We start from the raw sequence: 21,452 nt of genomic DNA, 5'->3' as shown, positions 1-21,452 counted from the left end.
CGCGTGGTGGTGGCCGCTCCTACGTAGGCGGCGTTGCAGGTTAGTGCGTCAGGTCCTTGCCCTTCGTTTCCGGGATGGTGAACACAACCGCGATGCTGACGGCCAGCAGAAGTACCGCATAGACGTTGAAGAGGTTGGCTTGCCCAATCGAGCCGAGCCAGGCCTGCAGGTACGGTGCCGTTCCACCGAAGGCTGCAACCGCGATGGAATAGGGGACGCCCACACCAACGGTGCGGATTTTGGTGGGGAACAGCTCGGCGTACACGGCCGGTACGATCGCGGCCGCTCCTGCGATGAAGAACAGCATGACGGACATGGTGACCGTGAGCTGCCACGGGGAGTCCTTCAGCAGCCAGGTCATGGGGAAATGGAACAGCGCGGCGCCGGCGGCGCTCATGATCATGACGGGCTTGCGTCCAATGCGGTCCGACAGCTTGCCCCAGAACGGAAGTGCGGCGATGAACAGTACATTGGCTATAACGCTGGCCCAAAGGGTCTCTCCGCGGTCCATCTTCAGCACAGACGCGGCGTAGCTGGGCGTCACGATACCCCAGATGTAGTAAGCCACGGTCAGGCCGACGGTCAGTCCGATAACCTGCAGGGCCTGCTTGCGGTGCCGGTAGATCTGCGGCCACATCGGCTCGTGCTTTTCCTTGGGCGATTCTGCCTCGAAGACCGCGGTTTCCTTCAGTCGCGCCCTCATGATCAGGGCGTACAGGCCCATGATGCCGCCGATGATGAACGGGATCCGCCAGCCCCAGGCGCCCATGTCAGCCTTGCTCAGGACGTTGGACAAGGTGGCGCCAAGGATGGTTCCGGCCAGGATACCGACGGTGCCGGAGGTGTAGATGAGCGTTGCCCAGAAGCCGCGCTTTTCCTTCGGTGCCATTTCGGAGAGGTATGTCTGCGACGACGGCAGCTCGCCGCCGTGGGCAAGGCCTTGGATCAGCCGGGCCACCAGCAGCATGACTGAGGCAAAGGCCCCGACGGCTTCGAAGGTCGGTGCGATACCGATCAGCAGGCTGCCCAGAGCAGCGAGCCCGACGGCGAACGTCATGGACGTCTTGCGGCCGATCCGGTCACCGATCCAGCCGAACACGAAGCCGCCGAATGGGCGGGCGACAAAGCCGACGGCGAAGATCGCCAGCGTGGCGAGGAAGGCCGACGTCGGATCCTCCTTGCTGAACAGGGCGCTCGCGATAAAAGGCGCGAAGGTTGCGTAGATGGCCCAGTCATACCACTCGACGGCGTTGCCGATGCCGGTGCCGACGAGGGTGCGCAGGTGGGACTTGTGAACCTGGACGTCTGCTGGGACGCCTGCAGTTGTGGTCATTGTGTACTCCAGGATTTGAGGGTTTTAGTGGGCCGAAGCCAAGGCTGCGATGCGGGAGACGGCCAACTCGGTGTAAAGAGCAGTTCCGTCGGACAGGACGCCGTCGTCAAAGGCGGCGTATGGGGAGTGGTTGAAAGCGGTGGTGGTGTGGTCGGCGCCGGGGGCGACGGCGCTGAGCCCGATAAACGTCCCGGGTACTTCCGCCAGCACCCTCGAAAAATCCTCGGATCCACTGAGCGGGGTGGCCCAGCGGGTGAGGCGCGAGTATCCAAAGAGGTTTTCGATGGTCTTCTCCGCGGTGCGCGTTTCGTCGTCGTCGTTGACGGTGAGGGGGTACTCGTGACGGTAGTCGACGTCCACCTCGAGGCCGTGGGCAGCGGCGATGCCCTTCAGCAGCGTGGGAACCGCGGCCATCATCCGTTCCCGGGCAGACTCCGAGAAAGTCCGGATGGTGGCCTCGATGCTGGCTGATTCCGGAATGATGTTGCGCTTCGTGCCTGCCTGGAGGACGCCCACCGTCAGGACAACCGGATCGAACACGTTGAACTGGCGGGTGATCATGACCTGCAAGGCGGTCACCATTTCGGCGGCCGCAGTGACCGGATCCTTGGCCGCGTGCGGGGCAGAACCGTGGCCGCCCGCGCCCAGCACCGTAACGGTGAGGGCATCCGAAGCGCTCAGCATCACACCGGACTTGGTGCAGAACCGGCCATGGGGCTCCAGCGCCGAAAACACGTGCATCCCGTAGGCGGCATCAACCCGGCGTCCGGCCGCGTCCAGTACGCCCTCGCGGATCATGTGGGATGCCCCGTCCCAGCCTTCTTCGCCTGGCTGGAACATCAGCACCACGTCGCCCGCCAGCTGGTCCCGGCGCTCGGCCAAAAGGGTGGCGGCTCCGGCCAGCATGGCCGTGTGAAGGTCGTGCCCGCAGGCGTGCATGGCGCCGTCGATCTTGGACGCGAACTGGACGCCGGTGCGTTCCTGGACGGGGAGGCCGTCCATGTCGGCCCGCAGGAGGACCGCTGGTTTCGTTGCCGATGCGTGCGGCGCGGTGCCGCGCAAGACGGCCGTGACCGACGTCGTGCTTTTGCCCAGGGTGATTTCGAACGGCAGGCCGTCGAGCGCCTTGAGGACTTTTTCCTGGGTCCGGGGGAGGTCCAGGCCGATCTCCGGTTCCTGATGCAGCTCGTGACGCAGCCGGCCAAGGTCGGCCTGCAGATCCTTCGCATCGGTGATGATCGACATCTACTCTCCTAAATTTCTGAACGTTTGGTCAGCGACCTGATCCCATTGTGTGGTGATGTGGTTCACAGGCTGGGAAATAGCTGAAAAAAATCAAAAGTATGATGGATACGGCAGGATTCATTCACCAGAGATAGAAGCGTGCGAAGTGGTACTCAGCGAGGAAGACCTTGCCCTGATCAACGTGCTGCAGGTCGCGCCGCGGATCAGCTGGTCGGATGCAGCCGATGTGCTGGGAGTGCACGCCACAACGCTGGCTGCGCGCTGGGACAGGCTGAGATTGTCGGGGGCGGCCTGGACGACGGCCCACCTGATCGGCGATCCCAAAAAGATGTGCCTGGCACTGGTGAGCGTGGATTGTGAAATGCAGTTGCGCGCGGAGGTGACCGCGGCGCTCGCCGCCATCCCTGAGGTGGTCACAGTGGAGGAGGCGGCAAGCAACAGGGACCTCATGCTGACGGTCATAGCGCCCACCTTGGCCCGGTTCACGGATCATGTCCTTCCGCGGTTCAAGGAGATCCGCGGGTTGGTGAAGTACCGGACCTCGCTGGGTACCCGTCTGCACTCCGCTGGCCATGCGTGGCGGCTCAATACCTTGGACAAGGCGAAGCAGAATGCGCTTTCGGCCGTTGCCAGTCCTGAAGTCACCGGTTCGGCAGCCTCGAGACCCGGGGCGCCACTGCCGCCCAGCCACCTGGATCTGATCCCGTTCCTGGCGCGGGACGCGCGAGCGAGCGCAGCGGACATCGCGCGCAGCCTGGGCCGGAGCCCGGCGACGGTCCAGCGGCAGCTCAACAGGGTGGTATCCAGCGGGCTGCTGTCCTTCCGTTGTGAAATTGCCCAGAATCTCTCCGGCTACCCGGTGAGCTGTCAGTGGTTCGCCAGCGTGCCGCCGGGCCAGCACGAGGCCGCGGCCGCTGAACTCCGCAGCCTCCGCACTGTCCGGTTCAGCGCGTCCACCACCGGAGGCACAAATTTTGTGATCCTCATGTGGCTGAATTCGCTGGCCGATGTGATGAACGCCGAATTGGCCCTCCAGCAACGCATCCCGCAGATCGAGCTCGTGGAGAGCGTCGTGATCCTGAGCAGCGCCAAGCGGATGGGCTGGATGCTGAACCCGGATTCGACGGCGAGCGGCGCCGTCGTGGTCTCAACCGCGGAGCTGCCGTCCGTAGGGTTCCCCTGAGCTTCCAAGCGGCTGCCATTGGCACCGTTGAAATCAGATGCGGACGCTTGAATACTGGAAAAAAGACTCGATTCAGGCACGAAGGCGGTGGCATTTTATGAGCGGCGGGGCGGGGTATTTCAAGCGCCGGCTGGAACGTGCCGTGGAGCTGCGTTCCTACCGCGGAGCGGGGATCAACGCTGAAGAAGAGGCGGAACTCGAGGCCGCCGAAGCGCAGGAACGGGACACACGCAAGAAGGTGGACGATGCCCAGCGGGCGGAGTATCTGATCCGGGACGCCATGGCACAGGGCAAATTCGACAACCTCAAATACGCCGGCAAGCCCATCCCCGGGCTCGGGGAGGCCTACGATCCCGATTGGTGGGTCAAGGGCCTGATCCAGCGTGAGAATATCAGCGGACTGGGGCCCAAAGCCATCCTGCTCCGCACCGAAGACGCCGAACTGGACGGCCGGCTTGATGCGCAGTTCACCGAAAAGCAGGTCAGGGACATCCTGGCCGATTTCAATGCCCGGGTGGTCGACGCCCGCCGCCAGCTCCAGGGCGGCCCGCCCGTCATCACCAAAACGCGCGACGTCGAAACGGAAGTAGCGCGCTGGCGTGAACGCCGCGCCGCCCGCGCACAGGACGCCCTACCCGAACCTGAGCCGCAGCGCTCCTGGTGGCAGCGGCTCTGGCGCGGCACCACTTAGCTGAGTGGACGAGGGGCAACGGACGACGGCGGCGCCTCCCGCCGTCGTCGGCTCCTAGTGTTCCGTGTTAACGGTTTGGCGTCCTGGTTGTAGTTCTCGATGTAGCGTTTCATGGTTTCTTCCAGCTCTTTCACCGAGCTGAATTCCCCGCGTTTGAGGCACTGGCGGGTGATGATCCCGAAGAAGATCTCCACCATGTTCAGCCAGGAACAACTGGTCGGGGTGAATGCAGGCTCACGCGCGGGTTTTCGGCCAGTCGGATTATCTTCCCTCCAGGAACGTCTGGGCTGGTCAGGGGCGCTTGCCATCGCGAGCCATGTTTGTCACGTACGGATAGAGGCCTTGCTGTTCTTACCAGCGCCATTTTGCCAGGCGTTGCTCCTCAGGGCGTTTTGGAGCCGCTAATGCGTGTGCTCTGCCAGGCTGCCCAGTCGGCGGGGTGGAGTGTGGGGCGGCCCAGGAAGTAGCCCTGGCCGGAGGTCATGCCTAGTTGGGTGACGGCTGTGAGTTCTGCCTGGGTTTCGATGCCTTCAGCCACGATTTGGGCGTCGATCTGGTGGGCGAATTCGACCATGGCTGCGCCGAGCGCCCGCTGGCCCTGGTCGATGTCGATCCCGGCGATGAGGCTTCGGTCAAGTTTGATGATGTCGGGCCGGAGTTGAAGGACATGACGCATGGAGGCGAAGCCCGAGCCGGCGTCGTCGACGGCTATCCGCAGGCCGCATTGGCGCATTGGTTCCAGGGAGGCCAGAAGCGGTACGTATTCATCCACTGCCAGGCGTTCGGTCAATTCCAGAACGATCCGGTCAGCGGCCAGACTGGACCGTTTCAGCAGCTTGGGCAACCTGGGGTCCAGACACGTGTCGGGTGAGAGGTTGAGCGCGACGTAGAGGTGTTCGGGGAGCTTCGCGGCCTTGCGGAGTGCAGCTTCCAGCGCTGCGAATTCTAGTTCTCCGCCGAGGCCGACGCTGGTGGCTTCGTTGAACCAGTGGTCTGGGCTTTCGCCGTCGTCGCTGGGGAACCGGGCCAGCGCTTCGACTCCGGTTATGGTTCCGGTGGTGAGTTGGTAGATGGGTTGGAAGGCTGTGAGGATCATTCCTCCCTGGACTGTGCTGTCGATCCTTTCCCTGATGCGCTTTTTGTGGAGTGTGCGGACTGTATGGGTGGGCAGCGGCCGGCTGGTTCCTTCGAATCCTGGGCGCGGTCCCTCGCGGGTGGGGCGTGACCTGCCGGATACTTCCATCCATACGGGTGCGCCGTTGCGGTGACGGTAGCAGACCCTGACGCCGGTCCAGTCTGAACGGTGATCGCTTAAGGCGTCTGCAACTGCCTCGCGTGCGCTGGCGAGCTCATCCGGATCGAAGACCAGGCTGATGGGCCTGCCGATCAGTTCAGCAGGATCATAGCCCAGGAGTGTTGCGCTGGCGGCGCTTGAAAAGGTGAAGTTTTCGTGGCCATCCATGGCCCAGAGCCATTCCTGGCTCGTGTCGAGCACGGTTTCCATAAGGTCGGATACAGCCCTGTTTCGGTCACGTTCCCTGCGCTGAGCGCGGATGCCCCGCGCTGCGGTCCACGCCGCAATCAGGAGCAGACCGCCGGCGATGGCGCCGAGTAAGCCGGCTACCGCTGGTGACTCAGGGGCGTTGGCGGCCCAGGACTGCAGTGCGGTGACTATCACCAGGGTGAAGGCGACCTGCACGCTGAGCACGCAGAAGAGGAGGTGACTGCCGATGAATGACAGGATGTTCGTTTTGCGCCACGCCCCCATGCCTACATACTAACCGGGTCCCGGGTTATCCGGGACGGAGGCAGGTTGTCCTATGTGGTATGACTGTGTTTTCCCCGTCCTGTTGCGGAAACTGCTGTGGAACTCTTAGCAAGGGTTAGCCACTTGCGATGGGAATGGAGGGTTCCGGGCAGGACCGCGCACGAGGGTTACTGGCGCAGCCGTGCTGACGGTGATCGCCGCCCCTGAAGCTCATGGAACATTCACTAGCCGGATGACTCTGCGGAAAATGCGCGTTCGGTGGCCATCCTTGGGCAGAAGAGGCTGAGGCTTCTTTCTGCGCCGCGGGCAGGAGACGCGCGCCCAGGGTGGCACCCGAATTTCCTGGCAGCTGAGTGGCGGGACATCGCGAACCGGGAGAAGGCGCTTGGAATTCCACGGAGGAAAAGGAGACTCCGTGGCGTTCGGCCATGATGCGGGCGGACCAGTGCGAGATCCCCAGTTCGGCCGGCGGGTTCCCGTCGTTGGTCAGGGCGAGCTCGTCGATCTCCCGCTCCCGGCCCGGGCGCTGGACATCAAACAGGGCCTCGATCCCGCCCTCGGCATAGCGGTTGCGCCACTTCAAAACCGTGGGTGCCGAAAACCCGGTGATCTTCTCGATCTGGATATTCGGCATCCCGTCGGGAGCCAACAAGACCGTGCGCGCCCGCAGGGCCACTGTCGAGGTGGATGCTTTCCCATGAGTCAGCGCCTCTAGGGCTCCTCGGTCCCCGTCACGCAATTCCAATGCCCTTGCCAGATAAACCATGGATCAAGTCTGACAAACAATCAGACCTAAAGGAATCAACGACACAATCCACTAGCGCCTTGCGCCCGGGAGGCCGTTCTGAGGCGGAAAGCCCGGAATCTCGGGCGTTGGCGGCAGGACAGGAGCGGGAGCAGGAGCAGGAGGTGGCTCTGGCGCGGGAGCCGGCGCCGGAGCGGGAGCGGGTGCGGGCGCCGGGGCGGGTGCAGGCCTCGGCGCGGCCGGTGCAGGAGTCGGTTTCGGCGGGGCAATCATGGATGCCGGCGGGGCCGGGAACGGGTTAGCCGGGTAGAGCGGGGCGGCCTGGAGCATGTAGTTGACCCATTGCGGCCCGGCGATCATGTAGCCGTCAAGGCGCGGGTAGAACTGGCCGTTGATGGTGACGTTCTGGCCGGGGCGGTTCTGGCCCTCCAATGCGTCGCCAAAGAAGGACGCTGTGGCCAGTCCTGAGGTGTAGCCCAACACCCAGGTGGAGCCGTTGTTGTTGGAAGTGCCGGTCTTGGCAGCAACCGGCATAAGGGTGTGGATCTTGGGGTTGATCCACACGCCGGAGCCGACCTTCAGCACGTCCTGGAGCACCGCGTTGACGCCTCGGGCAACCTCCGGTTTGACGGCGTCGCGGCACTCGCTGGTCTGGCCCGGGAGTTTCCCGCCCGACATATCCGTCACCTCAAGCACGGCGATAGGGGAGCAGTACCGGCCGTCGTTGGCGAAGGTGGCGAAAGCATTGGCCAGGTGGACCGGGGCAACGCCGATGGCGCCGAGAAGATTGCCCAGCTGATGCATGTTGATCTGGGCGCCATCCAGTCCGCTGTGCAGCCCCATGGCGTCCACCATCTTCTGGATGCCGCAGAAATCGAGCTGGGTGGCCGAAGCGAAGGTGGCCGTGTTGATCGAGTTGTACAGCCCGTAGTTCACGGGCATGGGGCGGTAGTAGCCCTCATCAGAATTCTGGAGATCGTCGGCGGCGCCGAGCTCAGGGTTGTTCTGTGCCGTGCTGTAGGCGCCCAGCACCTTTCCGCAGCTGGAGCGCCACGGGAAGCCGAGCGGATACACCCGGCGGGAGGCGTCCACCATCCCTGTCAGTGGCTTGCCCTCGTTCAGCCACTCGGCGAACGTGAAGGGCTTCATGGTGGAGCCGGGCTGAAAACCGCCCGCTCCGTTGAGGTCATTGCCTTGCGGATCACGGGAGTCCACGTTGAAGTTCAGTTGGGTATCGAATTTACCCTCGGCCGGCAGGAACACCGTGTTCTGGGCCATTGCCAGAATTTTCCCGGTGCCCGGCTGGACCGACACCAGGGACGCGCCCCAGCGGTCAGGATTCGCCCCGGCGGTGGCGTCCACCTGTGCCTGGGCCGCCGCCTGGAGCCGGCTGTCCAGCGTGGTGACGATGGTGAGCCCGCCGCGGTACAGCTTCCACTCGCGCTCGATCAGTGTGGTCCCGTGGGCCGGGTTGTTCAGGATCAGATGCGAAATGTAGTCGCAGAAGTACGGCGCCATCTGGGCGTGGGCGCAGCCCTGCTTCCCGGGACTGAGCTTGAGCTCGATCGGCGTAGCCGCGGCGGCGTCGTGGTCCGCCTGGCTGAGCTTGCCCGTGGCCAGCATCTCGGCAAGAACCTGGTTCCGGCGGCTTGTGGCCTGCTCCGGGTTAACCGCGGGGTTGTAGTAGCTGGGGCTGTTGACCAGCCCGGCCAGGAGGGCCGCCTGCGGCAGTGTGAGGTCCGTCGCCGTGGTGCTGAAGAAATACCGCGCCGCCGCCTCGATTCCGTATGCTTCGCGGTTAAAGAACACGATGTTCAGGTAGCCCTCGAGGATCTGGTCCTTGTTGAACTTCTTCTCCAGCGCGATGGCCAGCTTCATCTCGCGGAGCTTGTCCCCGATGCTCTTCTGGCCGCTGAGGATAACCTCGTCTGTTTTGTCCTGGGACACGAAGGACTCGTTGATGACGTTGGTGACGTACTGCTGGGTAATCGTGGAGGCGCCCTGCCTGCCCTCACTCGTCAGGTTGAAGATTGCGGCCCGGAGGATCCCTTGCGGGTCGATGCCCGGGTGCTCATAAAACCGGCTGTCCTCGATGGCCACGATGGCGTCCCGGACATAGGGGGATATCTGGTCCAGGGGGATCCTGATCCGGTTCTCGGCGTAGAACGTGGCGATGGGCTGGCCGTCGGAGGTGAGGACTTTGGTGGATTGCGACGGCGGCGCGACGATCAGTTCCGTGGGGAGATTTTCAAAGTAGCTGATGGAGGTGCTGACTCCGTAACCGACAGTCGCAACAGCGGGGACCACAAGGCTTGCGGCCAGGACGCCGCACATGGCGCTCGCCGCAAAGAATCCGATGACCCTGCCCAGGGTGGAGGCCAACCGGTGCCTGCGTTTCTTTTGCTGCGCCATTGTTCAGCCCTCAAGCTCGCGACGTGTGAACAGGATACGCCGCTCCACCTGCAGCATCCAGATGCTGGACCAACTGATGCCAAGCCGGTATCTTCCGTCCCTAAGTCCGTTCCGGGCCTTGTCGCGCGATACATACCGATATATCGTTAAGTGTCGGTGAGTGGTTGACCGATAACCATTCAACAGAGGCCAAAAAGCATTCAAAAAGACAGGGACAAGGGACGGTGCCACCATGAAAGGCATTCACGACGACAAGTTTTTGGAACCGCTGTTCGGGCGGGGACAGTTTGGGCGTGGACGGTTTGAGCGCGGCAGGGGCCGCCGCGGACCGCACGGGCACCGCGGGGGAGGGTTTGGCCCGGGGTTTGGCCCACGGGGCGGATTTGGTCCCGGTTTTGGACCTGGCGGAGGGTTCGGTCCCGGCTTTGGGCCCGGTCCCCGGCGGGCAAGCAGGGGGGACGTCCGGTGGGCCATCCTGTCGCTGCTAGCCGAGGCCCCGTCCAACGGTTATGGCCTGATCAAGACCATCGCGGAGAAAACATCCGGCGCATGGCGGCCCAGCCCCGGGTCGATCTACCCCACACTCCAGCAGTTGGTGGACGAGGACCTCATTGCGCCCCTCAGCGAGGGCCGGCGGACCGACTTCACCCTCACCGACGCCGGCAAGGCCTACGTGGCCGAGCATGCGGAGGAGCTGGAGAACGCGTGGAACAGCGATGCGGAAGGATCCGGACCCGCCTTCCACCAGAGTGTGGGCAAGCTGATGGGGGTCATTCATCAGTTCCGCGCTGCCGCTACGGAAGATCAGCGCAATGCTGCGGTGGAAAAGCTCGACGAAACCCGCCGCGCGCTCTACCGGATCCTGGCCGACTGAGCCCGCCCAGGTCAGGCGAACGTGTCTTCCTTGGCGGGAGCGGCAGCAGGTGCCGTGACGCCGCGGCCCAGCGGGTTGAAGTGGCTACCCAGCCCGCCGAAGGCGTAGGCGGTCTCGGCATGCTCGGAGAGATCCACCCCCGCCATCTCAGCCTCGTGGCTCACCCGGAACCCGATGGTCCTGTTGATGGCCCAGCCGATCACTAGGGTCACACCGCCGGAGAGAACTACGGTGACTACTACCGCCACGGCCTGTGCCGTCAGTTGCTGGAGACCGCCGCCGTAGAAGAGGCCCCCGCCCTGGCCGTCCACGGGCAGAGCGACGAAGCCCAGGGCGAGTGTGCCGATGAGCCCGGCGCCGAGGTGGACCCCCACCACGTCCAGGGAGTCGTCCAGCCCGAACCGGTACTTCAGGTCAACAAACACGCAGCAGGCTGCACCGGCCACCAGGCCCAGGCCGATGGCCGCCACTGGGCTGATGTTGGCGCAGGACGGTGTGATGGCCACCAGGCCGGCAACAACACCGGAGGCTGCGCCCAGGGACGTGGGGTGGCCGTGGCGGATCTTCTCCGCCAGCAGCCAGCTGAGCATGGCCGCGGCAGGAGTGACCAGGGTGTTGATCCAGATCAGGCCGGCCTGCTCCGCGGTGGTGGCGGCGCCGCCGTTGAACCCGAACCAGCCGAACCACAGGATGGCCGCACCCAGCATGATGAAGGGGACATTGTGCGGGCGGTGGCTGGGATCCTTGGCGAAGCCGTGACGCTGGCCAACCATCAGGGCCAGTACCAGGGCGGCCGTACCGGAGCTGATTTCCACCACTGCACCGCCGGCGAAGTCGATGACCTGGCCGAAGGTCTCGGTGATGGCTCCGCCGGCGCTCATGAGCCCGCCGCCCCAGATCATGTAGGCCAAGGGGCAATAAACCAGCGTGACCCACAGCGGCACGAACACTGCCCAGGCGCTAAACTTGGCGCGGTCCGCGATGGCTCCGCTGATGAGGGCCACCGTGATGATGGCGAAGGTGGCGCTGAAGCCTGCTTTGATGAGGTCAGGGGAGCCCATGAGGTTCTGCAGCCCGAAGTTGGCGAAAGGGTTGCCAAAGATGCCCAGGATTCCCTCGCCGGTGGTCATCGAGTATCCCCATAGGACCCACACAACTCCCACGATGCCGGCGGAGATGAAGCTCATCATGATCATGTTCAGCGCTGCCTTGGCGCGCGTCATGCCGCCATAGAAGAGACCAAGTCCAGGTGTCATAAGCAGCACCATTGCCGCCGCGATCATCATCCAGACGTGTTGCGCAGTGATCTCCACCGGTGGGTCCCTTCCATTGATCCTGAATACGGGGACTCTTCCTACGTGGCCCGCGCAATCCCCCCGATCAATATTTGTCGCCGCGTGTTTCCGTTTGCGCTTCGCTAAGTTGCGGATACGTTACGGCCCGGCGGCTTACGTGAAGATCGCGTGACCGTGATGTTTCCGGCGTGTAAACGGGACCTATTGAACGGCGCCGCGGCAGGAAGCCCGGCGCCCGTGATGCCAGCGACGGCGGGCGCCGGTGCGCGCACGTGGTGAGAAACCGCCGTCGGACGCTGAAAACGGCAAAGTTTCCTGAGCATGAACGGCGGCTCACCGCCGCGGCGGCCAGCCCTCGCGGGGCCGGCCCCGCAGAGTCAGAAGGTCCGGGCGTTGACCAGCACGGGCAGTTGGCCGCGGACCTCGGCAATGACGGCCGGGTCAATGTCGACGACGGCGAGTTCCGGGTCGCCGCCGAGGGCCACTAGGGCAGCACCCAGGGGCGAGATGACGGCGCTGTGGCCAACGCCGGTGGGAGCCTTGCCGGCGGAGGCGATGCCGACGCTTGCCGGATCGCCCTGTCCGCAGGCCACCACGAAGGTGGTGCTGTCCAGCGCGCGGGCCCGGACCAGGAGGTCCCACTGGTCAGCTTTACCCTCGCCGGCACCCCACGAGGCGCAGACAATGTTGACTTCGGCACCGGCTTTGGCGTTGGCCGTGAACAGTGCCGGGAACCGTACGTCGTAGCAGGTGGCCAGGCCGAAGGTGGTGCCGTTCACCTCGAAGGTCACGGGGGCTGTTCCGGCGTCCACGGTGTCGGACTCGGCGAAACCAAACGCATCAAAGAGGTGGATCTTGTCGTAGGACGTCTCGACGCCAGGGCCGGTGACCAGCAGGGTGTTCCGCACGCGGCCGCCATCGCCCGGGGTGAACATGCCCGCCACGACCGTGATGTCCAGTTCATGGGCAATGCTGCGGACGGCGGCGGCCCATGGCCCGTCCAGCGGCTCGGCAATGTCCACAAGGCTGTTGCCGAAGGCGCGCATCGCGGCTTCCGGGAACACCACGAGCTCCGCTCCGGCGGCTTTGGCCCGCGTGGCGTAGTCTCGGATGAGCTCCAGGTTTGCGGCCAGATCGGCTCCTGTGATGATTTGGGCCACTGCTAAACGCATGAAATTACTCCAGTCTGTTGTATACATAATGTATGCGAAAAAGTTCGGGGACTGCGGCGTCCGGCCGCGAGAAGGCGTACGCGTACCTGCGTGAAAACATCCTCATCGACCCGGATGTGCAGGGGAAATTCCTGAACGAGCAGGAGCTGGCCGCCGAGATCGGTGTGTCGCGCACTCCGGTGCGTGAGGCTCTCCTGCTCCTGGTCTCGGACGGGCTCGTGGAGCTGATTCCACAGCGCGGGGCCTATGTTCCGCCCGTGACGGGCCGCGAAATGTCGGAACTGATGGAACTCCGGGGTGTATTGGAAAGCCATGCCGCCCGCCTGGTTATCGAACGGAACCGCGTTCCTGCGAAAACGATGCAGGACACCCTGGACCAGCAGGCCCAGCTTCCCGAGCAGCTGAATGCCGAGGCTGCGCAGGAGTTCATCCGGCTGGACACCCTCTTCCATCAGCTTCTGATCGACGCCGCCGGCAATGAGCTCATCTCCCGAACGTACAGTAAGCTCCATGTCCGGCAGATCCTGGTGGGCGTCTCGGCCTTGTTCCGCACCGGAGACCGGCGCGGACAGGTGTGCGCCGAACACCAGGAAATCCTCGATGCCCTGGTGTCCGGCGACGCCGCACGGGCGCAGGAGGCCATTGACCATCACCTGGCTGTCACCCGGGATATTCTGCTCCGCACCTAAGCGCCGCCCTGTTAGTTGGATTCGTTTGTTGGCATCGCCAGCTGGCTTCGTCAGTTGCCTTTGCCGGTGGCCGTCTGCTGGCGCTCTGCCGCGGAACCTTCGAGCAGCAGGCGGTAGTCCTCGTCCTCCACGGTGTTCGAGTCGCGGCCAAGCGCCAGACCCACGGCGGTGACGCCTGCGGCCACGGCCACGTAGATGGCCACCGGAATCCAGGTGCCGAACTGAGCCAGCAGCAATGTGAACATCAGCGGGGCGATGGCGCCGCCGATCACACCGGCGAAGGTGTAGGCCAGGGAGCTGCCCGTGGACCGGAGCCTCGGTGAGAACTGCTCCACAATGAAGGCAGCCTGCGGGCCGTACATAAACGAGTGCGCCATGAGGCCCAGCACAATGCCGACGCTGAGCATCGGCTCGTTGTCGGCGCCCAGGACGCCAAAGAAGATGAACGTCCATGCGGCGCCCACCACAGCTGCGGTCCCGTAGACCAGGCGGCGGTTGAAGCGGTCGGACACGGCGCCAGCCAGCGGGATCATAAAGAGCTGGAACGCGGAGCCGATCAGGACTGCCGTGAGCACCTGGCTGCGTTCGTAGCCGAGTGTCTGGATGCCGTAGGTGAGGGTGAAAACGGTGAACAGGGCGTAGAGCACGTCCGGGCCCACCCGGCACAGCGTGGCCGCAATGAGGGGCCGGAGCTCCGTGCTGAAGACCTCGCGGACAGGGGCGTGGGGCTGTTCGCCGTGGGCCTCGATGGCCTTGAAGATGGGGGTGTCTTCCAGCTTCAGGCGGATCCAGAGGCCGAAACCGACCAGCACGGCCGAGACCAGGAACGCGATGCGCCAGCCGAAGCCGATGAACTGTTCCTCGGTCAGGGCGAGGGTCAGGACAGCCAGGGCGCCGTTGGCCATAAGGTTGCCGGCGGGCGGGCCCACCTGGGCTGCAGAAGCCCAGAAGCCGCGCCGGTGGGGGTCGCCGTATTCGCTGGAGAGCAGAACGGCGCCGCCCCATTCGCCGCCGACTCCCACGCCCTGGGCGAAGCGCAGCAGCACCAGGATGATCGGGGCGCTGATGCCAATGCTGTCGTAACCGGGGAGCACCCCGATCAGGACAGTGGCCACGCCGATGATCATCAGGGTGGTCACCAGCACCTTCTTGCGGCCGATCCGGTCACCCAGACGGCCGAAGATGATGCCACCGACAGGCCGGGACACGTAGCCCACCGCATACGTGGAGAAGGCCAGGATGGTGCCCGTCAGGGGATCGGATGACGGGAAGAACACGAGGGGAAATACGACGGCGGCCGCGGCCGAGTAGACGGCGAAGTCATACCACTCGAGGGCGGTGCCGGTGAGGCTGGCGGCGAAGGCCTTGTACAGGCCCTTGGGGTGAATCGGCTTGTCCGGACGCGGCGCTGCGCCGGAAGCCGGAATTGGGACGTTAGCCATGGGTGTTGTCCTCCACGAGATGTTTACGGGTGACGCCTGTCACGCTGGCGTTAAATGTATACATTACGCATACTGGATGTACATTGGCCACCGTTTCCGGTTTCCGGTTTGTAAATTTCTCCAGCAGGACACGCAAAGGATGGACAGAACATGACGACTCTGAGCTTCGAACTTCCCGACGGCAGCACCCGGACAGTCCAGGTCAGGCACCTCCTGAACGCCGGTTATGCAGGGCGGGAACAGGAGGAAGTGCAGGCCCACATTGCCGAGCTGGCAGAACTGGGCGTTCCCGGCCCCGCCACCACCCCGGCGCTCTACCCGGTCTCGCCGTACCTGGCGCAGCAGGTTTCCGAAGTCCACGTGCAGCATGCCCGGACCTCCGGGGAAGCCGAATGGGCGCTGGTCATCACGGACGACGGCGTGCTGCTGACGGTCGCGTGCGACCACACGGACCGAGAGCTCGAGGTCCACGGAGTGGCCTGGAGCAAGAATGCCAGCCCCGACGTCCTGGGCCGCAAGGCGTGGCGGCTGGACGACGTGCGCGACCACCTGGACCAGATCACGCTGAAGGGCTGGGTGGGGCGGGGTGATACTCCGGACACGCTGATCCAGGACAGCTCGCTGGAAGCCCTGCTGACCCCGGACTATTGGCTGGAGGTGTTGACCGAGCGCGGCCTGAATGAGCCGGGGACGGTCCTCATTTCCGGCACGGTGGCCATGACCAGCGGGGTGAACCAGTTTGCCCGCAGCTGGAAAGTGGAGATGACAGACCCCATGACAGGATCCACCGTGGATGCCCAGTACGTGGTGGAGCAGATGGCCGCGCCCATCGGCTGATTCCGCCGGGCAGGGGCACACTGGGGTGCGCAAACTCCCGGTAGCATCATTGCTATGCCCACTGCGCTTGAAATGGCAGGTCCCATCCTGGAAATGATGACCTGGCTGTGCCTTCCGCCGGGGCTTGCCCTGCTTTTCTACTCGGGCATCCTTCGGCGGTTTGTGCACCCTTGGACCGTTGCGGAAGCGGTGGTCTACGCGGACGCTACCGGAACGGGCTTCCGCTGGTTTGACCGCAAGTACCAGGTCCACCACGCCCCGATGTCACCCCACGACATCAAGGACCTGGCCGTGGGCGACACCCTGCCGATCTACTACCACCCGAAGCGCCCCACGCAGTGGCAGACCGCAGCGCCCGAAGCGGTGGGGCGGACCGCCGTCGTTCTTGGCCGTGTGCTCACCGGGATCGGTGCGGTGGCGCTTATCGCGGGCTTCCTGCTGCCGATGTTCTGACGTTCAGCGGCTGAATCAGCAGCGGCTGAGTCAGCGTACGACGGCGGCCCCACCGGAGCGGGTCAGCCCGCGTTTCGTGGGGCAAACATGATCACAGCCACCCCGACCAGGCAGATGACGGAGCCCGCAATGTCCCACCGGTCCGGGCGGAAGCCGTCGAAAATCATTCCCCACGCCAGCGACCCAGCCACAAATACTCCGCCGTAGGCGGCCAGGATCCGGCCGAAATGGGCATCGGGCTGGAGGGTGGCCACGAAACCGTAGAGGCCCAGGGCAATCACACCCAGCCCTGCCCACCACCAGTCCTTGCCCTCGCGGACTGACTGCCACACGAGCCACGCGCCGCCGATCTCGGCAGCAGCGGCCAGGACGAACAGCACAGTCGTTTTGGCGATCGCCACGGTTTCAGCAGGAATATTCACAGGCTCATCATGCCAGCCGGGAATGCGGCCGGCCGCCGGGAGGTTGGGCCAGACATGCAACGCATCGGATTCCTGTCCTTCGGCCACTGGGGCCCCGGCCAGGGCTCCCGCACCAGAACCGCAGGCGATGCCCTGCTGCAGGGCATTGAGCTGGCGGTGGCGGCCGAGGAGCTCGGAATCGACGGCGCCTTCTTCCGCGTGCACCACTTCGCCCGTCAGCAGGCGTCGCCCTTCCCGCTGCTGGCAGCGATCGCGGCCCGGACCAGCCGGATAGAGATGGGCACGGGCGTGATCGACATGCGGTACGAAAATCCGCTGTACATGGCCGAGGAAGCCGCCGCCACGGATCTGATCAGCGGCGGCAGGCTGCAGCTGGGCATCAGCCGTGGTTCACCCGAGCCCGCCCGGAACGGGGCCGCTGCCTTCGGCCACCAACCGGCCGAAGGGGAGACCGACGCGGACATGGCCCACCGGCACACAGCCCAGTTTCGGCGCGCCATCAGCGGCGCCGGCGTGGCCGAGGCAGACCCGCGCTACGCCGGTGGAGCCATCGGCCTGTTGCCGGTCCAGCCGCAGTCGTCGGGCCTCACAGAGCGGATCTGGTGGGGCGCCGGAAGCCGCAACACCGCCGTGTGGGCGGCCGGCCTGGGCATGAACCTGATGAGCTCCACCCTGCTCACCGAGGACACCGGTGTCCCCTTCGACCAGCTGCAGGCGGAGCAAATCCAACTCTTCCGGGAGGCCTGGGCCGCGGCAGGACACAGCCACCAGCCGCGAGTCTCTGTCAGCCGGAGCATCCTGCCGATCGTGGACGAGGAAGACAGCAGGTATTTTGCGGGCAGCGCGCTGCGGGACAGCCGGGACCAGGTGGGCGTCATCGACGGCCTGACGGCACGCTTTGGCAAGACCTATGCGGGCGCTCCGGATGTCCTGGCCGAACAGTTGGCGGCCGACGCCGCGGTCCAGGCCGCGGACACACTGCTGGTGACAGTGCCCAACCAGCTGGGCGTTGACTTCAATGCCAAAATGCTGGGGAACATCGCCCAGCACATAGCGCCCGCCGTCGGCTGGACCCCGGCCCGTTCCTGATCCGGAGCCGATTCCGCTGGGTGATCCGCCCGGAACGTAATATCCTGAGAATGTGCGGGCCATTGAGGCCCGGTTATTCTCATTGCCTAGAGAGGCTCAGCATGTCCGAGAAGCTACACCTCGCACCGGAAGACGAATTCCCGGACGATCTCGCCGCGATCCCGGACAAGGATCTGCAGGTTCTGGACAGTCAAGTACAGCGCCAACTGGACTACGAGTACGTGGCCGAGGGCGAACCGAACCCCGAGACCGAATTCCGGCACCACGACCTGGATGAGGAATTCCAGGAACGCGACGACCGCTGAAAACCGTCCCCCGCCGTCGGTCTGGCCCATTCCGGTGACCTGCAGTGGAAATTAGTCAGCATCCTTACTAATATTGCTTAGGGAACCATCCGCAAGCAACAGCCGTTAGGCTTGTAGCGGGCTTTGGGGGCTAAGGCCCCAACATTACTGCGTGACTGCGGAACGGTCAGGAGAGAGACATATGGCTCGCGCCGCTTTAGGTTTGACTGCATGATCCGGCTACGTCAGCTGGCACAGGCGGCTTCCGTACTGACAACGCCATTGGCACCGGAAGATATTCTGGCGCTCTTTAACCCTGTCTTCTCCGCGCGCCAGCTGCGTGGAGTGGTGACCCGTGTGGTCCAGGAAACGGCGCAGTCGGCCACCATCTTTTTCCGTCCCGGCCGCGGCTGGCATTCGCACCTGGCCGGCCAGTGGGCGCGTATCGGCGTTGAGCTGGACGGGGTCCGCCACTGGCGCTCCTATTCGCTGAGTGCTCCCGCCGGCAAGGACCCGGCCATCACCGTCACAGACGTCGGCGCTGTTTCCGGAACCCTGGTCCGGACCACCAAACCGGGCGACGTCCTGTTCCTGGCACCGCCGCAAGGCGACTTTGTCCTGCCCGAGCACCCCAGGCCGCTCCTGATGGTCACCGCGGGCAGCGGCATCACTCCGGTGATGTCCATGATCCGCACCCTTGTTCCCCGCCGCCCGGATGCCGACGTCGTCCTGGTGCACTCCGCCCGCACGCCCGGCGACAGCCTCTTCCGCGAGGAACTCGCCGAACTGGCTGACCAGTTCCCCAACTTCCGGCTGGCCCACTGGTACACCGGCGAACAGGGCCGGATGGACCTGACCAACACGGCCGAGCTCGATGAGATCTGCCCGGACTGGAAGGAACGGGCCGCTTACGCGTGCGGCCCGGACAGTTTCCTGGACGACGCCGAGGCCCTGTGGAAGCAGGCGTCCCTCACCGCCGGCGCGCCCGGGTCCGATGTTGCGCTCCCCGGCGATCCCGGCAACCTGATGATTGAACGGTTCAACACCACCTTCGCCGGGGGTGTAGGGCACGACGGCGGCCTGGTCACCTTTGAGGCGTCGGACCGGGAAGTTGACGCCGACGGCGATACTCCGCTGCTCGACGTCGGCGAAGACGCCGGGGTGCTGATGCCCAGCGGCTGCCGGATGGGAATCTGCCACAGTTGCCTGACTCCGCTCCTGGCCGGACAGGTGCGTGACCTTCGCACCAACGAGGTCCACGGCGAACCCGGCCAACTAATCCAAACGTGTGTCTCGGCAGCCGCCGGACCCGTCAACCTCGAACTCTGAGGAGCAATACCGCATGTCAGTAGTTTCAGAAAGCAAGAAAGTTTCCGAAGGCAAGACCGCCCCCACCGGAGCGGCAAAGACGCGACCCGGAGCGCTGGCCGAGTCCGGCAGCCCCTTGGTCCGCCCTCCTGCCGCAGCGCACCTTAGCGACGAACAGGTAGCTGAGCTGGGCCGCGAACTCGACGCGATCCGCGACGAAATCCTGGCCAAGCGCGGCGCCTCCGACGCCGCCTACATCCGACGCATGATCAAGATCCAGCGCGGGCTGGAGATCTCCGGCCGCGCGGCACTGCTGGTCAGCAAGAACAAGGCCGCCTGGGTCACCGGCACCACACTGCTGAGCCTGGCCAAAATCCTGGAAAACATGGAGCTCGGCCACAACATCCTGCACGGGCAGTGGGACTGGATGCGGGACCCCGACATCCACTCCACCACCTGGGAATGGGACTTCGTTACCCCGGCGCGCTCCTGGCAGCACAGCCACAATGACCTTCACCACCGCTGGACCAACGTGGTGGGCAAGGACAACGACGTCGGATACAACCTCCTGCGGATGGACGAGAGCCAGCCGTGGAAGCCTCATAACCTGGGCAACCCGCTGTACAACGCCATCCTGGCTCCTGTCTTCGAATGGGGTATCGCCATCTACGACCTCGAGCTTGCTGAGTACCAGGCAGGCAAGAAGTCCAAGGAAGCGCTGCACAAGGACCTCAAAGCACTGGGCCGCAAGGTGGTCACCCAGTTCACCAAGGACTACGCCGCTACTCCCGCAGTCGCCATGCTCACCGGTTCCGGCAAGCAGGCCCTCTACGGCACCCTGACCGCCAACGCCGTCCGCAACGTGTGGGCGCACGCCGTGATCTTCTGCGGCCACTTCCCGGAAGGCGCGGACACCTTCACCGAGGAAATGGTGGAAGGCGAAACCCGCGGCGACTGGTACGTCCGCCAGATGATCGGCTCCGCCAACATCTCCGGTTCCAGGTTCATGCACCTGATGACCGGCAACCTGTCGCACCAGATCGAGCACCACCTCTTCCCGGACCTGCCTTCCAACCGGTACGCCGAGGTTGCTCCGCGGGTCCGCGAGATCTGCCAGCGCTACGGCCTGAAGTACACCACGGGGCCGCTGCTGAAGCAGGTGGGATCGTCCTGGGCGAAGGTCTTCAAGCTGGCGCTGCCGGGCAAGGCTGCCAGGGCTTGAGCTGACTAAGCCTTAAGAGTGGAAGGGCCAGGCGAAATGCCTGGCCCTTCCACTCTTTTTTGCTATCCGGTCTGCTTCTTCAGGAAGGCGAGCAGGGCTTCGTTGACTTCCGCGGCGTGCGTCCACAGCAGGCCGTGCGGGGCGCCGTCGATCTCCACATACTCCGCCGACGGCAGGGCTTTGGCGAACCGGCGTCCGGTGACGTCGATGGGGAGGATGTTGTCCTCGGTGCCGTGGACAATCAGCGCGGGGACACCGATCCGGGGGATGTCGCCGCGGAAGTCGGTCAGCCATGTGGGCTGCGCGGCGACTGATGCGGTGGCGCCGGCTCCTGCGGCGATTTTCCAGCTGGCGTCCAGGACTTCCTGGCTGAGGCGAGGCGTGCCCAGGAACGTGTCGGTGTTGTAGAAGTTCTTGAAAAATTCCGTGAAGAACGCGTACCGGTCCGCCGTGACCGCTTCGGTGAGTCCGTCGAAGACTTCCTGCGGGACGCCGTCGGGGTTGTCTTCCGTCTTCAGCAGGAACGGCTCCAAGGATCCGAGGAAGGCTGCGCGGGCCACCCGGGCGGAGCCATACGTGCTCAGGTAGCGGGCAACCTCGCCAGTACCCATGGAGAAGCCCACCAGTACGGTGTTGTTGAGTTCCAGCCTGTTCAGGATGGTATTGAGGTCGGCGGCGAAAGTGTCGTAGTCGTAGCCGCTGGTGGTCTTGGTGGACTTGCCGAAGCCGCGGCGGTCGTAGGTGATCACGCGGTAGCCGGCCTCCAGGAGGGCAGTGGTCTGCTTTTCCCAGGAGGATCCGTCCAGCGGGTAGCCATGGATCAGGACAACGGGCTGGCCGCTCCCGTGGTCTTCGTAGTAGAGCTCGATGTCGGTGCTGTTCTCGGTTCCAACGGTGACGAATGCCATCTCGGCGGTCCTTTCGAAGCTTCGGAATCAGTTTCGGGCGCAAGCAAAAGCCAGCGCCCGGCATTCCCTACTCTAGGGAC

The 21,452-nt window shown here is 64.6% G+C and carries 20 protein-coding genes and 1 pseudogene; 10 read left to right on the top strand and 11 right to left on the bottom strand.

Features of this window, described 5'->3' with window-relative positions; translation table 11 throughout:
* Positions 1–40: 40 nt before the first annotated feature.
* On the bottom strand, positions 41–1,333 hold the full coding sequence (locus tag NG701_RS20710) for an MFS transporter (RefSeq protein WP_252570491.1): 1,293 nt from the start codon (positions 1,331–1,333) through the stop codon (positions 41–43).
* 24 nt (positions 1,334–1,357) lie between these two features.
* Entirely contained in the window at positions 1,358–2,578 is a 1,221-nt protein-coding gene (locus tag NG701_RS20705) for a M20 metallopeptidase family protein (RefSeq protein WP_252570489.1), read from the bottom strand.
* 145 nt (positions 2,579–2,723) lie between these two features.
* Between NG701_RS20705 and NG701_RS20700 the strand changes: the two genes are divergently transcribed.
* A complete protein-coding gene (locus NG701_RS20700; RefSeq protein WP_252570487.1) occupies positions 2,724–3,761 on the top strand; it encodes an Lrp/AsnC family transcriptional regulator in 1,038 nt (345 codons plus the stop codon).
* A 97-nt stretch (positions 3,762–3,858) separates the two neighbouring features.
* Positions 3,859–4,452, top strand: a complete 594-nt coding sequence (locus NG701_RS20695; protein WP_104060595.1) for a DnaJ family domain-containing protein — start codon at positions 3,859–3,861, stop codon at positions 4,450–4,452.
* Positions 4,453–4,523: 71 nt separating this feature from the next.
* On the opposite strand, the pseudogene NG701_RS20690 reads toward NG701_RS20695, so the two are convergent.
* From NG701_RS20690 to NG701_RS20675, 4 genes and pseudogenes are all read right to left on the bottom strand, one after another.
* A pseudogene (locus NG701_RS20690) lies at positions 4,524–4,708 on the bottom strand (transposase); the annotation flags it as partial.
* Between the two features lie 126 nt (positions 4,709–4,834).
* The gene (locus NG701_RS20685) at positions 4,835–6,220 is read right to left on the bottom strand and encodes a sensor domain-containing phosphodiesterase (RefSeq protein WP_252570485.1); all 1,386 of its coding nucleotides are present in this window, start codon (positions 6,218–6,220) and stop codon (positions 4,835–4,837) included.
* Positions 6,221–6,335: 115 nt separating this feature from the next.
* On the bottom strand, positions 6,336–6,986 hold the full coding sequence (locus NG701_RS20680; RefSeq protein WP_252570483.1) for a helix-turn-helix domain-containing protein: 651 nt from the start codon (positions 6,984–6,986) through the stop codon (positions 6,336–6,338).
* Between the two features lie 51 nt (positions 6,987–7,037).
* Complete coding sequence (locus tag NG701_RS20675) at positions 7,038–9,377, bottom strand: transglycosylase domain-containing protein (protein WP_252570480.1); 2,340 nt, start codon at positions 9,375–9,377, stop codon at positions 7,038–7,040.
* Between the two features lie 232 nt (positions 9,378–9,609).
* On the opposite strand from NG701_RS20675, the gene NG701_RS20670 reads away from it, so the two are divergent.
* Positions 9,610–10,251, top strand: coding sequence for a PadR family transcriptional regulator (locus NG701_RS20670; protein ID WP_252570478.1), 642 nt, complete (start codon positions 9,610–9,612; stop codon positions 10,249–10,251).
* A gap of 11 nt (positions 10,252–10,262) precedes the next feature.
* Here NG701_RS20670 and NG701_RS20665 read toward each other — a convergent pair whose 3' ends face one another.
* Together NG701_RS20665 and NG701_RS20660 are read right to left on the bottom strand one after the other, a co-directional pair.
* Positions 10,263–11,564, bottom strand: a complete 1,302-nt coding sequence (locus NG701_RS20665; protein ID WP_252570476.1) for an ammonium transporter — start codon at positions 11,562–11,564, stop codon at positions 10,263–10,265.
* Between the two features lie 359 nt (positions 11,565–11,923).
* The gene (locus NG701_RS20660) at positions 11,924–12,718 is read right to left on the bottom strand and encodes a carbon-nitrogen hydrolase family protein (RefSeq protein ID WP_252570475.1); all 795 of its coding nucleotides are present in this window, start codon (positions 12,716–12,718) and stop codon (positions 11,924–11,926) included.
* 32 nt (positions 12,719–12,750) lie between these two features.
* Here NG701_RS20660 and NG701_RS20655 point away from each other — a divergent pair, with 32 nt between their 5' ends.
* Complete coding sequence (locus NG701_RS20655; RefSeq protein WP_252570473.1) at positions 12,751–13,407, top strand: GntR family transcriptional regulator; 657 nt, start codon at positions 12,751–12,753, stop codon at positions 13,405–13,407.
* A 50-nt stretch (positions 13,408–13,457) separates the two neighbouring features.
* Here the strand turns inward: NG701_RS20655 and NG701_RS20650 are convergent, their stop codons facing one another.
* A complete protein-coding gene (locus NG701_RS20650; RefSeq protein WP_252570471.1) occupies positions 13,458–14,849 on the bottom strand; it encodes an MFS transporter in 1,392 nt (463 codons plus the stop codon).
* Between the two features lie 150 nt (positions 14,850–14,999).
* Here NG701_RS20650 and NG701_RS20645 point away from each other — a divergent pair, with 150 nt between their 5' ends.
* Complete coding sequence (locus tag NG701_RS20645; protein ID WP_252570469.1) at positions 15,000–15,686, top strand: DUF2848 domain-containing protein; 687 nt, start codon at positions 15,000–15,002, stop codon at positions 15,684–15,686.
* 54 nt (positions 15,687–15,740) lie between these two features.
* A complete protein-coding gene (locus NG701_RS20640; RefSeq protein WP_252570467.1) occupies positions 15,741–16,139 on the top strand; it encodes a DUF3592 domain-containing protein in 399 nt (132 codons plus the stop codon).
* A 62-nt stretch (positions 16,140–16,201) separates the two neighbouring features.
* Here the strand turns inward: NG701_RS20640 and NG701_RS20635 are convergent, their stop codons facing one another.
* Positions 16,202–16,540: a YnfA family protein gene (locus tag NG701_RS20635; protein WP_252570602.1), complete on the bottom strand. Its 339-nt coding sequence runs from the start codon at positions 16,538–16,540 to the stop codon at positions 16,202–16,204.
* Between the two features lie 75 nt (positions 16,541–16,615).
* Between NG701_RS20635 and NG701_RS20630 the strand changes: the two genes are divergently transcribed.
* The 4 genes from NG701_RS20630 (at position 16,616) to NG701_RS20615 (ending at position 20,464) form a co-directional block, all read left to right on the top strand.
* Positions 16,616–17,650, top strand: a complete 1,035-nt coding sequence (locus tag NG701_RS20630) for an LLM class flavin-dependent oxidoreductase (RefSeq protein WP_252570465.1) — start codon at positions 16,616–16,618, stop codon at positions 17,648–17,650.
* 101 nt (positions 17,651–17,751) lie between these two features.
* Positions 17,752–17,955, top strand: coding sequence for a hypothetical protein (locus NG701_RS20625; protein WP_252570464.1), 204 nt, complete (start codon positions 17,752–17,754; stop codon positions 17,953–17,955).
* Between the two features lie 210 nt (positions 17,956–18,165).
* A complete protein-coding gene (locus NG701_RS20620; protein ID WP_252570462.1) occupies positions 18,166–19,263 on the top strand; it encodes a ferredoxin reductase in 1,098 nt (365 codons plus the stop codon).
* 13 nt (positions 19,264–19,276) lie between these two features.
* Positions 19,277–20,464 (top strand): fatty acid desaturase family protein, encoded by a 1,188-nt coding sequence (locus tag NG701_RS20615; protein ID WP_252570460.1) that lies wholly within the window; start codon positions 19,277–19,279, stop codon positions 20,462–20,464.
* Between the two features lie 62 nt (positions 20,465–20,526).
* Here the strand turns inward: NG701_RS20615 and NG701_RS20610 are convergent, their stop codons facing one another.
* Positions 20,527–21,372: an alpha/beta fold hydrolase gene (locus NG701_RS20610; protein WP_252570458.1), complete on the bottom strand. Its 846-nt coding sequence runs from the start codon at positions 21,370–21,372 to the stop codon at positions 20,527–20,529.
* Between the last annotated feature and the right edge of the window lie 80 nt (positions 21,373–21,452).

The organism is Pseudarthrobacter cellobiosi (assembly GCF_023913815.1).
In the GTDB taxonomy this organism is placed as follows: Bacteria; Actinomycetota; Actinomycetes; order Actinomycetales; family Micrococcaceae; genus Arthrobacter; species Arthrobacter cellobiosi.
The sequence above is the reverse complement of the archived record's forward strand: the minus strand, read 5'-3'. Positions and strand labels throughout refer to the sequence as shown.

What these genes read in the sequence shown, in the direction of transcription:
- NG701_RS20710 (WP_252570491.1), bottom strand. Translation starts at nt 1,333, where the DNA reads ATGACCACAACTGCAGGCGTCCCAGCAGACGTCCAGGTTCACAAGTCC.
- NG701_RS20705 (WP_252570489.1), bottom strand. Translation starts at nt 2,578, where the DNA reads ATGTCGATCATCACCGATGCGAAGGATCTGCAGGCCGACCTTGGCCGG.
- NG701_RS20695 (WP_104060595.1), top strand. Translation starts at nt 3,859, where the DNA reads ATGAGCGGCGGGGCGGGGTATTTCAAGCGCCGGCTGGAACGTGCCGTG.
- NG701_RS20685 (WP_252570485.1), bottom strand. Translation starts at nt 6,220, where the DNA reads ATGGGGGCGTGGCGCAAAACGAACATCCTGTCATTCATCGGCAGTCAC.
- NG701_RS20680 (WP_252570483.1), bottom strand. Translation starts at nt 6,986, where the DNA reads ATGGTTTATCTGGCAAGGGCATTGGAATTGCGTGACGGGGACCGAGGA.
- NG701_RS20675 (WP_252570480.1), bottom strand. Translation starts at nt 9,377, where the DNA reads ATGGCGCAGCAAAAGAAACGCAGGCACCGGTTGGCCTCCACCCTGGGC.
- NG701_RS20670 (WP_252570478.1), top strand. Translation starts at nt 9,610, where the DNA reads ATGAAAGGCATTCACGACGACAAGTTTTTGGAACCGCTGTTCGGGCGG.
- NG701_RS20660 (WP_252570475.1), bottom strand. Translation starts at nt 12,718, where the DNA reads ATGCGTTTAGCAGTGGCCCAAATCATCACAGGAGCCGATCTGGCCGCA.
- NG701_RS20655 (WP_252570473.1), top strand. Translation starts at nt 12,751, where the DNA reads ATGCGAAAAAGTTCGGGGACTGCGGCGTCCGGCCGCGAGAAGGCGTAC.
- NG701_RS20650 (WP_252570471.1), bottom strand. Translation starts at nt 14,849, where the DNA reads ATGGCTAACGTCCCAATTCCGGCTTCCGGCGCAGCGCCGCGTCCGGAC.
- NG701_RS20645 (WP_252570469.1), top strand. Translation starts at nt 15,000, where the DNA reads ATGACGACTCTGAGCTTCGAACTTCCCGACGGCAGCACCCGGACAGTC.
- NG701_RS20640 (WP_252570467.1), top strand. Translation starts at nt 15,741, where the DNA reads ATGCCCACTGCGCTTGAAATGGCAGGTCCCATCCTGGAAATGATGACC.
- NG701_RS20630 (WP_252570465.1), top strand. Translation starts at nt 16,616, where the DNA reads ATGCAACGCATCGGATTCCTGTCCTTCGGCCACTGGGGCCCCGGCCAG.
- NG701_RS20625 (WP_252570464.1), top strand. Translation starts at nt 17,752, where the DNA reads ATGTCCGAGAAGCTACACCTCGCACCGGAAGACGAATTCCCGGACGAT.
- NG701_RS20620 (WP_252570462.1), top strand. Translation starts at nt 18,166, where the DNA reads ATGATCCGGCTACGTCAGCTGGCACAGGCGGCTTCCGTACTGACAACG.
- NG701_RS20615 (WP_252570460.1), top strand. Translation starts at nt 19,277, where the DNA reads ATGTCAGTAGTTTCAGAAAGCAAGAAAGTTTCCGAAGGCAAGACCGCC.
- NG701_RS20610 (WP_252570458.1), bottom strand. Translation starts at nt 21,372, where the DNA reads ATGGCATTCGTCACCGTTGGAACCGAGAACAGCACCGACATCGAGCTC.